Annotated in this window: 14 protein-coding genes; 10 read left to right on the forward strand and 4 right to left on the reverse strand. The window is 63.0% G+C overall.

The window, feature by feature from the left end:
• Window positions 1–16: 16 nt before the first annotated feature.
• Together BFN03_RS18250 and BFN03_RS18255 are read right to left on the reverse strand one after the other, a co-directional pair.
• Window positions 17–688, reverse strand: a complete 672-nt coding sequence (locus BFN03_RS18250) for an SDR family oxidoreductase (RefSeq protein ID WP_070380195.1) — start codon at window positions 686–688, stop codon at window positions 17–19.
• A 36-nt stretch (window positions 689–724) separates the two neighbouring features.
• The gene (locus tag BFN03_RS18255) at window positions 725–1129 is read right to left on the reverse strand and encodes a TIGR03668 family PPOX class F420-dependent oxidoreductase (RefSeq protein WP_070381063.1); all 405 of its coding nucleotides are present in this window, start codon (window positions 1127–1129) and stop codon (window positions 725–727) included.
• Between the two features lie 428 nt (window positions 1130–1557).
• On the opposite strand from BFN03_RS18255, the gene BFN03_RS18260 reads away from it, so the two are divergent.
• Together BFN03_RS18260 and BFN03_RS18265 are read left to right on the forward strand one after the other, a co-directional pair.
• On the forward strand, window positions 1558–2370 hold the full coding sequence (locus BFN03_RS18260; protein ID WP_070380196.1) for a cyclase family protein: 813 nt from the start codon (window positions 1558–1560) through the stop codon (window positions 2368–2370).
• A complete protein-coding gene (locus tag BFN03_RS18265; protein ID WP_070380197.1) occupies window positions 2367–3794 on the forward strand; it encodes an MmgE/PrpD family protein in 1428 nt (475 codons plus the stop codon). The genes BFN03_RS18260 and BFN03_RS18265 overlap by 4 nt, the downstream gene beginning before the upstream one ends.
• Here the strand turns inward: BFN03_RS18265 and BFN03_RS18270 are convergent, their stop codons facing one another.
• Window positions 3795–4634, reverse strand: coding sequence for an HpcH/HpaI aldolase/citrate lyase family protein (locus BFN03_RS18270; RefSeq protein ID WP_070380198.1), 840 nt, complete (start codon window positions 4632–4634; stop codon window positions 3795–3797).
• The gene (locus BFN03_RS18275) at window positions 4631–5437 is read right to left on the reverse strand and encodes an IclR family transcriptional regulator (protein ID WP_070380199.1); all 807 of its coding nucleotides are present in this window, start codon (window positions 5435–5437) and stop codon (window positions 4631–4633) included. Before BFN03_RS18275 ends, BFN03_RS18270 begins: the two co-directional genes overlap by 4 nt.
• A 229-nt stretch (window positions 5438–5666) precedes the next feature.
• On the opposite strand from BFN03_RS18275, the gene BFN03_RS18280 reads away from it, so the two are divergent.
• The 8 genes from BFN03_RS18280 to BFN03_RS18315 all read left to right on the forward strand — a co-directional run bounded on the left by BFN03_RS18280 (window position 5667) and on the right by BFN03_RS18315 (window position 14650).
• Window positions 5667–6899, forward strand: a complete 1233-nt coding sequence (locus tag BFN03_RS18280; protein WP_070380200.1) for an ABC transporter substrate-binding protein — start codon at window positions 5667–5669, stop codon at window positions 6897–6899.
• Window positions 6896–7888, forward strand: a complete 993-nt coding sequence (locus tag BFN03_RS18285; RefSeq protein ID WP_084385685.1) for a branched-chain amino acid ABC transporter permease — start codon at window positions 6896–6898, stop codon at window positions 7886–7888. Before BFN03_RS18280 ends, BFN03_RS18285 begins: the two co-directional genes overlap by 4 nt.
• Window positions 7885–8928, forward strand: a complete 1044-nt coding sequence (locus BFN03_RS18290) for a branched-chain amino acid ABC transporter permease (RefSeq protein ID WP_070380201.1) — start codon at window positions 7885–7887, stop codon at window positions 8926–8928. Before BFN03_RS18285 ends, BFN03_RS18290 begins: the two co-directional genes overlap by 4 nt.
• Window positions 8925–9644 carry an ABC transporter ATP-binding protein gene (locus tag BFN03_RS18295; protein ID WP_070380202.1) on the forward strand — a complete coding sequence of 240 codons (720 nt, stop codon included), beginning with the start codon at window positions 8925–8927 and terminating at the stop codon, window positions 9642–9644. Before BFN03_RS18290 ends, BFN03_RS18295 begins: the two co-directional genes overlap by 4 nt.
• Window positions 9641–10363 carry an ABC transporter ATP-binding protein gene (locus BFN03_RS18300; protein WP_198163294.1) on the forward strand — a complete coding sequence of 241 codons (723 nt, stop codon included), beginning with the start codon at window positions 9641–9643 and terminating at the stop codon, window positions 10361–10363. Before BFN03_RS18295 ends, BFN03_RS18300 begins: the two co-directional genes overlap by 4 nt.
• Window positions 10364–10575: 212 nt before the next feature.
• The gene (locus tag BFN03_RS18305) at window positions 10576–11943 is read left to right on the forward strand and encodes an FAD-dependent oxidoreductase (protein WP_070381066.1); all 1368 of its coding nucleotides are present in this window, start codon (window positions 10576–10578) and stop codon (window positions 11941–11943) included.
• A gap of 29 nt (window positions 11944–11972) precedes the next feature.
• Window positions 11973–13445, forward strand: a complete 1473-nt coding sequence (locus BFN03_RS18310) for a dihydroorotase (RefSeq protein ID WP_070381067.1) — start codon at window positions 11973–11975, stop codon at window positions 13443–13445.
• Entirely contained in the window at window positions 13442–14650 is a 1209-nt protein-coding gene (locus BFN03_RS18315) for a CaiB/BaiF CoA transferase family protein (RefSeq protein ID WP_070380203.1), read from the forward strand. The genes BFN03_RS18310 and BFN03_RS18315 overlap by 4 nt, the downstream gene beginning before the upstream one ends.
• Window positions 14651–14665: the final 15 nt, after the last annotated feature.

Here is a 14665-nt window from a genome sequence, read left to right on the forward strand (position 1 = left end):
TTCTCGATCAGCGCACTCAGCGTATCCTCAGGACGACTTCGGTACAGTGCGCATCCTCCGGCGTGTCGAGAATGTTTCGCACGGCCTTTCCGACGGTCGAGGGCCGAAGATATTTCTCCGGGCGGTACTCGTCGCCCTCACCGGCAACGATCGCCCGCTGCATGTCGGTATCGGTCCGCCCTGGGTGTACCGAAGTAACCCGCAGCGAGGGCTCTTCGAGCCGCAGCGCGTCCCCGAATGCACGCAGGGCGAACTTGCTTGCGGCGTACGAGGCCCATCCGGCGTTGGCGCGCAGTCCCGCACCCGAGTTGATCAGGATTACCTGTCCCCTGCCGGAGGCCCGGAGGGCGGGCAGGAGAAGTCGTGTCAGTTCGGCCACCGCGATCACGTTCGCCTCGAGGGTGTTTCTCCACTGCTCGACGCTCGATTCGGCGATGGTGTCGAGGTCGGCGACACCGGCGTTGTGGACGAGGACGTCCAGTTGGTCGATCGGGGCGCAGGCGGCCGCGAGCGCATCGTAATCGGTGAGTTCGACGGGCCAAGGTGTGGCCGTCGGGAGTTCATCGAGGATGTCGGTGAGCGATTCGGCCGACCGGGCGCCGAGTAGAAGGTCGTAGGTGGGAGCGAGTTCACGAGCGATTGCGGCGCCGACGCCGCGGCTCGCTCCGGTAATCAGAGCTGTAGGCATGTCGTAGACGCTACGACGGTTGGCTGCGCGTGGTGGTCAAAGGGCGGACCAGTGGTGCCACTGAAGATCGCGTACGGCGATCACGGGCCCGTCCGGTCGCCGCTCGACGTACTGCGAATACTTGGCGGCGAGGATGTCGATTGCGGAGATGCATTCGGGCGTGCCGGCGTCGAGGATTTCGGCCCTTCCGTTGGCGCACACCCACCACAATTGGTCCCAGTTCTCGTCGTAGTGGTCGACGAGAACCGATACGGCCGGGTTCGCGGCGATGTTCTGCAGTCGTCGCAATGCTGTGGTGCGCTTGGGCTTGTGGTCGACGGAAGAATAGATCGTCCCGGAGTCGAGCGCGAAGACGATCGGTACGAGGTGTGGCACGCTGCCCAATCCGACCGTGGCAAGCCGCGCGATACGGGCTGACGCGAACCGCTCCACCGCGTCCATCACGGCTCCGCCAGGTAGTAGGACTTCGCCGGTACCGGCACGGAAGTCTCCGCCGACCGTGCTTGGGGCTTGGGGACGAGCGCGGCGTCTGTCACCCAACAAGTATCCATTGACGAGCGTCATGGATGTCAACTTCCGGCCTCGGACTCGGGTAGCGCGACCACAGCCAAAATAGTGTTCCGTTGACAGGAACGCCGATTAGGGGCAGTTCTCCGTCCTTGCAAGCAGTGCATGTCGAGGTTTCCGTGTTCTAGGCAATGATCCGCTGGTTGTCAGCACCGAGCGTGTCATGAGATGCTGTGCATGCTGCAATCAAGAAGCGAAGCAGCGTTTCGCTCAACGAAACACTCTGCAACGCGCTTTCCATCGCAGATATGCACACCAGCCATCGGCGGAGCCATGTGGAGCCGCAACGAAGGAGACGACTGATGCCCGATCAACTCCTCGAGGCCGTTGCGGCCGGGGTCACGATCACCGACCTGGGTCGGCAACTGCGCGTCGGGATGCCGCAGTCGCCGAATCATCCATCGTTCTGGCACACCCTGCCGCGGCGTCATGGAGACATGACGAGGGCCGACGGTGGCAGTGCCGCCAACGACCTGATCACGATGGGTACCCACGTGGGGACTCACATCGATGCTCTCGCGCACGTGTCGCAGGACGGCAAGATGCACGGTGGAGTCGACGCTGCCGAAGCCGGGATCGGCGGGAAGTACATCGAACTCGGCGTCCACACGATCGCGCCCATGATGCGCAGAGGAGTGCTGCTGGACATTCCTCGCGTTCTCGGAATCGACCGCTGCGAAGGGGGATACGAGATCACGGTCGACGACCTCGAAGCAGCATGCAAAGAGCAGGGAACCGACGTGGAACAGGGCGACGTCGTCCTGATTCGCAGCGGTTGGGCGCAGTTGTTCGACGAAGGTCAGCCGTACGTCGGGGGCAAGTCGGGCGTTCCTGGGGTCGGTGAGGCCGGCGCGCGCTGGCTTGCCGAGAAGAATCTGCACGCGGTTGGGGCGGACACCATTGCATTCGAGCGCCTTGCGCCGGGTGGCGGTCACGCGTTGTTACCCGCACATCGAATCCTGCTCGTGGAGAGTGGCATCTACATCATCGAGACGCTCGACCTCGAAGAACTGTCTGCAAACGAGCAGTACGTATTCACGTTCGTACTGGTGCCGATGAACTTCTTCGGTGCGACGGGATCCCCGGTGCGCCCGTTGGCGGTGACGTCGGCATGACGGATCGAACACTTGCCCAGCATCTGGCCCGATTCGCGTCTGCGACGCGCTTCGAAGATCTTCCCGAGGCGGTCGTCGACAGCGTCGGAATGCGCGTGCTGGACACCCTGGGCATCGCCATTGCTGCGACGGATCTCGAGACCAGTCGGGCAGCCGCAGCGTGGGCGCGTGAGCAGTGCGGTTCGCCAACAGCATCCGCAATCGGGCTCGATGTGGCTCTCCCTGCCCCGATGGCCGCGTTCGTCAACGGTGTCCTGGCCCATTCGCTCGATTTCGACGACACGCACCTCCCGTCGATCCTGCATCCCAGCGCGAGCGTGGTCCCGGCGGCGCTGGCGGCCGCTCAGTTGCACCGGGCGGATGGTCGAACCCTGGTGCGCGGTATCGCGATCGGGTTGGAGGTGTGCGTGCGTCTGGGAATGGCCGGCTTCGATCCGGCGGCCAAGAATTCGGTGTTCTTCGAGCACGGACAGCACGCGACGTCGATCTGCGGTGCGATGGGAGGTGCGGTCGCTGCCGCGGTGATCGGCGGTGCGTCCGAAGAGCGGATCGTCGACACATTGGGTGTAGCAGCATCGATGGCTGCGGGCATCATCGAGGCCAATCGAACCGGGGGAACCGTCAAGCGGATGCACTGTGGATGGGCGGCGCACTCGGCGCTGGCTGCAGAGGGTCTTGCTCGGCACGGCATCACGGGGCCACCTACCGTGCTCGAGGGTAGGTTCGGCTTCTTTCGGGCATGGCTGCACGGGGCTGTTCGCGGAGACGAGATCGTCGACGGCCTCGGGACCGACTGGGCGGTTCCGGGCATCTTCTTCAAGCCGTATCCGGCCAATCACTTCACTCACGCCGCGATCGATGCCGGAGCTGCGCTGCGTCGTCGTGGGGTGTCACCCGATGACATCGACCGGCTGGTGCTCGGCGTGCCGGCCGCGAACCTCCGCACGATCGGCGAGCCCATCGAGGTCAAGCGAACCCCCGCCACTGGATACATGGCCCAGTTCAGTGGGCCGTATGCGGTGGCGGTCGGAATACTGGGCGGCGGCGGACTCGGTGCGGCGCTCGAAGACTATTCGGACGATCTGGCCACATCCGCTGAGCGTAGAGCGCTGATGGCCAAGGTCGACGTGGTGCCGGACTCGCGATGCGACGAGATCTTCCCGCAGCAGTTCCCCGCGGTCCTGACGGCGACATTGACTGACGGAACAACCTTGGTCGAAGAGGTGCTGACCACGCGTGGAGGTCCACAGCGCCCACTGTCCTTCGAGGAGGTGTCGGCAAAATTCACCGCTAATGCGGGACCGTTCCTTTCGGATCGGGACATTGCCGAGCTTGCCGCCCGTTGCCATGCGCTACCCGATCTGACGGGAATCGGAGCCCTTCTCGAGCCTTTGACCGCGGCCGGACTGCAAAGCGCTCGGTGATCAGGCGCGGGCGAGGATCTCCCTCGCCCCGCGTACCACGGCTTCGTCGACGAAGTGGCCGCGATCGTCGACCGTCGGCCCGCCCTGCGCCAGGTTGTACAACTCGAGCAGACGGCGTGCTCGAATCACGTCGTCGTCCGAGGGCGTGAGCGCCGCATTGATGATGGGTACCTGACTGGGGTGCAACGCCGTTCGACCGCGGAAACCCATGTCCACCAAACGAGCGGTACTAGCGGTGAACGCGTCGAGGTTGCGGAAGTCGGTCGACGTCGGCGCGATGGGTGCGGCGATGCCGGCGGCGGCACACGCAACGACGACCTCGGTGCGCAGTGAGTCGATCACGGTAGCGGTCTCGGGAGTGTTCCGGATCCGCAGGTCGGCGAGCAAATCCACCTCGCCGATTCCGAACGTACGAACCCGATTGCAGGAGGCCATCTCCGGGAGAGACCGCAGCGCCTGGGAGGATTCGATGAGGCCGATGAGAGCGATCGGACCTAGAGCACGCGCCTGCTCCCACTGCGTGAGCAACTCGTCAGCCCTAGCCAGTGCGTCGATCGAACACTTGGCAACCATGATCCCGTCGACGCCGGGTCGTGCGACTGCCTCGACATCCTCGGCCAAGAACTCCGGGGTGGCCCGAACCCAGATCTCGGTGTCGCCGGTGGTGCGCGTCTCGAGCCATGCGCGAACATCGGCGCGAGCCGCAGCCTTCTCGGGCAGCGGCACCGAATCCTCGAGGTCGATGATGATGGCGTCGGCATCACCGGATGCCGCTTTGGTGAACAGTTCGGGTTTGACTGCGGGGACGTAGAGATATGAGCGTGGTGAAGTGAATATCATTGTACCGCAAAGTCTTCCAGAATTCGGGTAATCGAACGCGCTGCTGAAACGACTTGACGGGCGTGGACTGCGTGATCGTCGTCTGCGGTCGAGGAGTAGCGGAAGGCCGGGCCGGATGAACTGACCGATCCGAGAACGCGATTGGCGGAGTCGAAGAATGGAGCCGCGATGGAGGCTGCGCCCGTGTTCCGCTCGTTGAGCGACGTCGCATGTCCGTGTTCGCGGATCTCGCCCAAACGCGCGAAGAACGCGCCTGCGTCCAGATCTACATCAGGTGAGGCTTCACGCAGCTCCTCGAGTGCCTCGCCGGCGATATGGTGCGGCAGGAACGCGAGGATGGCGAGGCTCGATGCGCCCGAATGCAGCGGATACTGCGGTCCGATCTCGACCACCATCTTCACCTCTTGCGGGCTCTCATACTGATCGAGGTAGACACGCCGGTTGCCCACGAGCAGCGAGAGCGTCGCCGTCTCGCGGGTCTGGTCGCGCAGCGACTGCAGGACGGGCGCGGCGAGGGAGCGAATATCGAGCTGACTCCATGCCTTGGGGCCGAACCCGATAGCCGCCGGGCCCAAGGAGTAGGTCGATTCCCCTGCCACCGGCTGCACGATAGAACGCGACGCCAAAGACTGGAGAATCCGGTGCACTACCGATTTACTCAGTTGCAGGTTGCGTGCGATCTCGGAGACGCCCAGCGCGCGGTCGGATTGGGCGAACGAGATGAGCACATCGGCAACGCGATCCGCCGACTCGGTGCCGCTCGGCGTTTCTGCAGCGACCCTGGTTCTGGGAGTGGCAGCCATGCAATGACCCTTCCAGTGAGTTTATGTTCCGCTCAGCGAACCATACCTTGAAACCGGACAATCGCGAAACACCCTGGTGCAAGCACGTGACACGTGCCATACTCGTCCGCGGGGGGAGGAATCATCGTTTCTATAGCGCGCTGAGCGGAACGCTTGGGAAGTTGATCCGAGTACAACTCGGTGTCTGGCCGCAGGGCGCGGAAAGCAGATCGACCATGAAGCTCAGACCATGAAGAAGCTCGTAGGGGCGCTGACAGCCGTCGCGGTGATGGGCGCAGCAGCGTGCGGATCTTCGACGGGATCCGATGACTCGGGTCCGATCAAGATCGGTGCGGTACATCCCGAGACAGGCGCTCTCGCAGGTGTCGGAGGTTTGATGAACGATGGTGCCGCGATGGCGGTGGCGGATATCAACGCCGCCGGTGGCATCGCTTCGTTGGGGGGCCGTCCACTCGAACTCGTCTCGGGTGACAGTCAAGGCAAAGCCGATGTCGGGCGGAGTGAGGCGCAGCGCCTCATCTCCAGCGGGGCAGTGGCACTGATCGGCGCGTACCAGAGCGACGTGACCCAGGGCGTCACATCGGTCGCGGAGCGGGCGCGGGTGCCTCTTGTGATCGATGTCGCGATCGACGATCAGATTCTCGATCAGGGTTACCGGTATTCATTCCGAATCCAACCGGATGCGTCCATGGCCGGAGCGGACGGGGCAAGGGCACTGGCTGCAATAGCGGAGCAGACCGGTCAGGCTGTCAACAGGGTTTCGTACATACATATCGAGGGCGCATACGGCGAAAGCGCGTTCCATGCGTTCGAGAAGGAAGCTAGAAACGAGGGAATCTCTTCGGTCCAGGGGATCACCTATCCTGCAACGAACTTTTCCGATGCCACCACGGTGGTGCGTGAGGCTGCGGTATCCAACCCGGACGTGATCGCCGCCACCGGTTACTACCCGGACAGTCTTCTCGTCGCCCGCGCGATCGAGCAGTTGAACTTGAATGTCAAGGGCGTCTACGGCGTAGCCAACGGCGGGTTCGACGACAGTTCCTTCCCTGGCGATGCTGGCACTGCCGGTGACGGTGTACTCAACGCCAACTTCCACTTCGACGGAACGAGTGAGCGTGTCAACGACATTCGCGCACGCTTTCAGGAGCAGTTCGGCCGGCCGATGGAGACCGCGGCCGTACTGTCCTATCAAGCGGTCGAGGTGATCGCGGCCGGACTCGAAGAGGGCACCGATACGAACACTGAGGCATTGCGTGATGCGATCGCCGCGCTGTCCATCGAGGACCCTCTGGTAGCAAATGGCGGGCCGATCGAGTTCGACGAGACCGGTCAGAACAAGAACGCTCTGGCAATCGTGATGCAGGTGCGAGACGGCGCGATCGAGCAGGTATTCCCAGAGCAGTTCGCCACCGACGCGATCGAGTTCCCCGTTGGAACAGGATTGGAAACGGGGCTGTGAGCGTCGCATCAGCGGCCACCGCGTCTTCGGAGAGTGGGCGGACCGCGCCGAGGGTCAGTCCTGGACTGGCGGTCGGCCTGACATGTGTCCTGATGCTAACGGTCATCTACTTCTTCGGAGACCAAGATCAGGCGCTCATCACGCAGGCTGTGGTATCCGGGCTCTTGCTCGGCGGTGTCTACGCGCTGATCTCGGTGGGGTTGACCTTGATCTTCGGTGTTCTAGGGATCGTGAACTTCGCGCAGGGCGCCATGCTGACCATGGCCATGTACATCGTGTACGCGCTCTCGACGACAGGGCTGCCCGTGTACGCGGCGACCATCGTTGCCGTCCCCTTGATGTTCGTGTTCGGCATGATCGTGCAGTCGACGCTGCTCACCAAGCTCACGATCAGTGGTAGTCACGAGGGCCCACTGCTGGTCACGCTCGGACTGTCCCTACTGATCGTCAACGTGCTCTTGATGATCTTCGGCGGCCGACCCTTGTCGGTCGAGGTGCCCGTCGAGGGAACGGTGTCCATCTTCGGTTCCGTCGCGTCGTGGCCGCGCGTGCTGGCGTTCATCGGAGCGGCAATCGTCGCGGTGGCACTGAAGTTAGTACTCGAACGCACACCTCTCGGGCTGTCGATCCGGGCTGTGGCCTCGAACTCCGAAGGTGCCAAACTTGTCGGCGTCGACGTCGGCAGGGTGTACGCCTTCACCTTCGGTATCGGGGCAGCCTGTGTTGCCGTCGCGGGTGGTTTGATGACGCCGTTCACCAGTCTCACGCCCTCAGTGGGAGAGCAGTTCACCATCCTGGCGTTCGTGATTGTGGTGCTCGGAGGGCTCGGAAGTGTGATCGGTGCCGTGGTAGGTGGTCTGGTGATCGGCCTCGTACAAACCGTCGGTGCCATTTATCTTCCCGGAACAGGTTCTCTCATATTGGTTTTCGCAGTCTTCATCCTTGTCTTGTTCCTCAGACCCGAAGGTTTGTACGGAGTCCGCAGATGATCTCCACGGTAGAGGCACCGGCTCCGGTGGTGCAGGAAGATCGGCTGAGAGATACATGGCTGCGACGCCAACTAGTTGCTCTCGTAGTCGGTTTCGCGGCCGTTGCTGTTCTTCCGCTGTTTCTCGGTGATCAAGCACAGACCGTGGTTGTTCGAACGCTGATCTTCGCGATCATGGCGGTCGGCTGGAACATCATGAGCGGGATCGGCGGCATGTTCAGCTTCGGCCACGCAGCGTTCTTCGGCATCGGAGCCTACACATGCGCGTATCTGCTGGCGGATCATGGTATTTCACCCTGGATCTCGATGGTGGTTGGGGCAGTCATCGCCGCCGTTGTCGGAACCCTGATCGCCTATGCGTGCCTGCGGTACAGGCTCGCCGGGGCGTACTTCGCGTTGGCTACTTTCGCCTTCGCGCAATTGTTCTTGCTTCTGGTGCAGAACCTGGAAGTCTTCAACAAGACCGAGGGTTTCAATGTTCCCATTCTGTCGCATGACTCGTGGGCGATGTTGCAGTTCAAGCTGGGAAGCCCTATCTACATCTGGATACCGCTGACCATCCTTGCGCTCGCCGTGCTCGGCACCATCTTCTATGTGCGTTCACGCGCCGGCCAGTTCGTTCGGGCGGTGCGTGACGACGAGACAGCCGCGGCGTCCCTCGGCATCAACGCGTTGAAGTACCGACTCATCGCAGTGGCGGCAAGTTGTGCGCTCACCGCCGTAGCCGGTGTGTACTACACGCAGTACTACTTCTATGTGGGACCGGAGCAGGCGTTCGGCGCAGCGGTCTCGGTCGAGGCCATAGTTCCCGCCGTTATCGGAGGCATCGGCACCATCTGGGGTCCGGTCATCGGTGCGGCCGTCATCGGTCCGCTGTCCGAACTGATCAACGACCTGCTGCGCAGCCCCCCACCCTTCCTCGAATTCCTGCAAGGGGCCAGTGGCCTCGACGTCATCGTCTACTCGGTGATCCTGATTGCCATCGTCATCTTTCTGCCAAAGGGAATCTTCGGCAGTATCCGGGAGAGGTTCCGTCGATGAGCCTGCTGAGCATCGAGGGCCTGAGCAAGTCGTTCTCGGGGATACACGCGGTACGTGATGTCACCCTCGAAGTCCCCGAACGTGAGTTCCTCGGCATCATCGGGCCGAACGGTGCGGGCAAGACCACGCTCTTCTCTTTGTTGTCGGGTGAGCAGCCGCCTACCGAGGGTCGGGTCACCTTCGACGGCACCGACATCACGGGGTGGCCCGCCAGCAAGATTGCGAAAGCCGGACTGGTCCGCACCTTTCAACTCATGCGACCGTTCGAGTCGATGACGGTGCTCGAGAACGTCACCATCGCCGCGCTCTCGAGGCATCACAGGCGCAAGGATGCGCGACGTCACGCGCTAGAGGTACTCGACCGAGTGCAGCTCTCCGATCAGGCCGACGGCGTGATCTCGACGATGTCGACGGCGAGCCTGAAACGACTCGAGCTCGCCCGCGCCTTGGCGATGGAACCGAGGGTGATCCTGCTCGATGAGGTACTCGCCGGGTTGGTACCGGCTGAACGCGCACCGATGATCGAACTATTGCGCACACTGCCCGAAGCGGGACTGACGGTCCTGTTCGTCGAACACATCATGGCCGCGATCATGGCGCTGTCCGAACGCTTGGTCGTCATGCACGAAGGTGCGGTGCTCACCGCCGGGGATCCGCGCACCGTGGTCCAGGACCGTCGGGTCGTGGAGGCCTACCTCGGCGAGGAGGCGTCATGATGCTCGAAGTCGACAACCTCCACGCCGGCTACCGGCGTCTCGAGATTCTCCACGGACTCCACTTGACCATCGACAAGTGTGAGATCGTATCGCTCATCGGCGCCAATGGCGCGGGCAAGACGACGACTCTTCGTGCGCTGTCCGGCCTGGTGAGTGCGACCGGTGGTCGGATCATGCTGGACGGAACCGACATTCGTGGACTGCGTGCCGACCGTATCGTCAAGGCCGGCCTGGTCCACGTGGCTCAGGACCGAGCGTTGTTCGGCAGTCTTCCGGTGTCCGAGAACCTCGAGATGGGGGCGTATACCCAGAAGCGGAGCTCCGTGCGCGACTCACTCGAGCAAGTCTTCGATCTGTTTCCGATTCTTGCCGAGCGTCGGGGGCAGCGCGCCGACACCATGTCCGGAGGACAGCAGCAGATGCTTGCCATCGGTCGCGCGATGATGGCCCGCCCTCGTTTGCTCACGCTCGACGAGCCATCGGTGGGGTTGTCCCCGAAACTGGCCGCCGACGTTCTCGAAGCGATCGTACGGATTCGGGACAACGGAGTGACCGTCCTCATCGTGGAGCAGAATGCCGCCCAGGCGCTCGCCATCTCCGACCGCGCCTATGTGATCGAGAGTGGCTCGATCGTACTGTCCGGCACCGGTTCCGAACTCGGAAGCGATGACCGAGTAAAAGCCGCCTATCTGGGCATCGAAACAGACCCCGGCCTTTGACTCCATGGAGAACCACCCACATGCACCTCTTGGCGACCCCGCCCAACTCGACGCCCGTGCCGATTCGTGTCGACGACCCGGCGCCCGTGTTGCTGACCAAAGCGGTTCCGTTGGTTCGAAATCGAATCCGACGCCTGACCCGTTCTCGGGTCGGAGGTCTACGACATCGTGAGTACCCACGCACCCAGCCTCGCCGCCTTCGAGGCCACGGCATGAGTGAGGACGGTCCCGATCTCGTCGTCGTAGGTGCAGGAGGCGGTCTTGTCGCAGCCCTGCGCGCCGCGGAGCGAGGACTCGACGTGTTGGTCGTCGAAGCAAGCGAGCACTTCAAGCGGGGGAACAACACCGCGATGTCGACCGCGATGATTCCCGGAGCCGGATCCAGATGGCAGCGGGAGAAGGGAGTCGAAGACTCACCCCAGATGTTCGTCGACGACGTCATGCGCAAGACCGGCGGAGCAGCTGACCGGCGTCTTGCGATGGCTCTGGCGAATGTCAGTGCACCGTTGGTGGAATGGTTGGCGGACCACTTGAAGGTGCGTCTCGACCTGGTGACCGACTTCTCGTACCCCGGGCACTCACAGTCGAGATGTCACACGGTGGAGGGCCGACACGGCGCCGCGTTGCTGGATCATCTGTTTCGATCCGTCACGGACGAACCGAAGATCGACACGTTGATCCCGGCAAGACTGACCGACGTATCGATTGACGGTCATGGTGCCGTGAACGGTGTGAGTGTGACTATGCCGAACGGCAAGGTCGAGTCGATTCCCGCACCGGCGGTCCTGTTGGCCACCAACGGCTACGGCGCCAACTCCGAACTGGTGTCGAAGTACGTCCCCGAGATCGCTACCGCCCGATACCACGGCAGCGAGTACTCGGCAGGTGACGCATTGACCATTGGGCAGCGCCTCGGAGCCGACTCCGCGTTTCTCGATGCCTACCAGGGGCATGCAGCACTGTCGAAGAAGGCGGCGACCCTGGTCGGTTGGGCGACCGTGATGCACGGCGGCGTAATCCTTGATCTGGAGGGACGACGATTCGGCGACGAGACCTGCGGGTACTCGGAGTACGCGGCTCTCCTGGCAGCGCGTCCGCAGTCCGAGGGCTGGGTCGTCTTTGATCAGCACATCTACGAGAAGTGTTTGACGTTCACCGATTTTCGTCAGACCGTTGACTCCGGTGCCGCGGTGTGGGCGGAAACTGCGGAAGACCTGGCAAGAGTCACAGGGCTCCCCGAGTCCGAACTGGCGGGGGAGTTGGCCGCCCTGGAATCCTATGCGCACGGCCCCGCGGCAGATCCACACGGACGCAAGTCGTTCGAACATGCGTTGACGGCCCCTTACGTGGCCATCAAGATCGTTCCCGCTCTCTTCCACACCCAAGGTGGGCTCGTCGTCGATCAGTGCGCGAGAGTGTTGAAGCCGAACGGCTTGCCGATCGGCGGACTGTTTGCGTCCGGCGGTGCCGCGATGGGCATCTCCGGTCACGGGGCCGCCGGGTATCTCGCAGGTAACGGTCTTCTCTCGGCTCTAGGTCTCGCCTATCTGGCTGCCGACGCCGCCGCCGATTCCCTATGACATTCGCATCTGAAATCGAAAGGACCACCATGTCGAATCCGTCGTTGCTGATCACCAATGCGAGAGTGGTCCGACCCGGCGCCGATGCGCCCGAGGAGGGGGAGTTCGTCGATCTGCTGATCGAAGACGGCAAGTTCAGCCGCATCGACCCGAACATCACCGCCGCTGAAGCCGATGTCGTCGTCGATGCCTCCGGAAAGGTGGCATTTCCGGGCGTGGTAGACGCGCACCAGCACTGGGGCATCTACAACCCACTAGGCGAGGACGCCGAGACCGAGTCCCGGGCGTGCGCGCAGGGCGGCGTCACCACGTCCCTGTCGTACATGCGGACCGGGCAGTACTACATGAACACCGGTGGCCCGTACGCAGACGTATTCCCCCAGGTCCTCGCGGCGACTCGCGGCCGCCCGTACGTCGACTACGCGTACCACCTCGCGCCGATGTCTCGCGAGCACATTGGCGAAATCCCATCACTCATCACTGATCACGGCGTGACGTCGTTCAAGATCTTCATGTTCTACGGCAGCCACGGGCTGCATGGGCGATCGACCGATCAGAGCGAGTTCCTCATGACACCCGAGGGAGAGCGCTACGACCTCGCGCACTTCGAGTTCGTCATGCGCGGTATTCAGGCTGCGCGTGAGCAGTTGAGCGACAAGGCTGATCACATCTCGTTGTCTCTGCACTGCGAGACCGCCGAGATCATGAGCGCCTACACCAAGATGGTCGAGGAGGAAGGCAAGCTGACGGGCCTCGCCGCGTACAGTGCGTCGCGCCCACCGCATTCGGAGGGGCTCGCCATCACCATCGCGTCTTTCCTTGCGGACGAGACTGCGCTGCCGAATATCAATCTGCTGCACCTGTCTTCGCGAAAGGCGATGACTGCTGCGATGCGAATGGCCAAGGCCTTTCCACACGTCGACTTCCGTCGTGAGGTGACCATCGGCCATCTGCTGGCCGACATCGATACCGCGCACGGCCTCGGTGGAAAGGTGAATCCCCCGCTGCGGCCCCGTGACGACGTCGAAGCGCTGTGGGAGCACTTGCTTGCAGGCAACCTCGACTGGGTTGTCAGCGACCATGCTTGCTGCAAGGACGAGAAGAAATTCGCCGAAGATCGCGGTGACGTCTTCGCCGCCAAATCTGGTTTCGGCGGCGCGGAATACCTGCTTCCCGGGTTGGTCAGCGAAGGACGCAAGCGTGGCCTGAGCTGGCGACGCATCGCTCAGCTGACGTCGCTGAACCCCGCCCGCCGCTACGGCCTCCCTGGCAAGGGGGACATTGCTGTCGGCATGGATGCAGATATCGCACTCGTCGACCCGAACTGCAATTGGACCGTACGGAGCGAGGATTCGGAATCAACTCAGGAGTACACGCCATTCGAGGGATTCGAGCTCGGGGCCAAAGTCACCGACACCTTCGTTCGGGGCCGGCGGGTGCTGACCGAGGGTGTGGTCACCGGTGAGCCCGCCGGCCGCTACCTGCACCGGCCGTACAAGTGACCGCCGAACAGGCCGCGACCGGCCCACTGTGCGGGGTGAAGGTGCTCGACATCTCGACGATCCTCGCGGGACCCTTGGTTGCGCAGATCCTCGGGGACTTCGGTGCGGACGTCATCAAAGTCGAGCACCCCTCCAAGCCTGATGGAATGCGTGGGCACGGGCTGGGCAAGGACGGTCACCCGCTCTGGTGGACCATGGTGAGCCGCAACAAGCGCACGATGACACTCGACCTCGGCAAGAAGGAAGGCGCCGAGCTGTTTCGGCGCCTCGCAAACGAAGCCGATGTCGTGGTCGAGAACTTCAGACCCGGCACGCTCGAGCGGTGGGGTCTCGGCTACGAGACGCTGTCGGAGTCGAATCCTGGTCTGATTTTGTTGCGAGTCACTGGATTCGGTCAAACCGGTCCGTACTCACGTCGCCCGGCCTTCGGCACGCTTGTCGAATCGATGAGCGGCTTCGCTGAGCTCACCGGCCCCGCCGACGGCTCACCCACGCTGCCTGCTTTCGGGCTGGCAGATTCGCTGGCGGGCATCGCTGGATCCTCGGCTGTGTCAATGGCCCTGTTGCACCGCACCAACAATGGGGGCAAGGGTCAGGTGATCGACCTGGACTTGTTGAGCCCCATCATGACGGCGGTGGGACCGGGCGTCATCTATGCGGATCAGTTGGGTATCGATCAGGAGCGCACGGGCAACCGCTCGAGCAACAACTCACCCCGAAATCTGTACAGGACCGCAGACGATCACTGGTTGGCGATCTCGACGAGCGCGAACTCGATTGCCGAGCGAGTGCTGGTGTTGGTTGGCCATCCCGAGGTGATCGACGAGCCTTGGTTCGCGACGGGAAGGCAGCGCGCTGCTCACGCTGATCTCCTCGACAAGTACGTCGGTGAGTGGATCGGCGAGCGCACGCGCGAGGAGGTCGTCGACGCGTTCGAGAAGGCTGGAGCCGCGGTGGCCCCGGTGTACAAGCCGAGTGAACTGCTCGAGGATCCGCAGGTCAACGCAATCGGGATGGTGACCACCGTCGAGGACGAAGACCTAGGTCCGGTTCGCATGCAGAACGTGATGTGGCGAATGACGGAGAGCCCCGGGAATATCCGACACACCGGGCGTGCGCACGGAGCGGATACCGACGAGGTGCTCGCGGAACTCGGCTGCAGCAGCGACGCCATCGCCGCGCTTCGTCACAATGGGGTGGTCTGATGGCCGGATTTCGAC

Source organism: Rhodococcus sp. WMMA185 (assembly GCF_001767395.1).
Taxonomy (GTDB): domain Bacteria; phylum Actinomycetota; class Actinomycetes; order Mycobacteriales; family Mycobacteriaceae; genus Rhodococcus_F.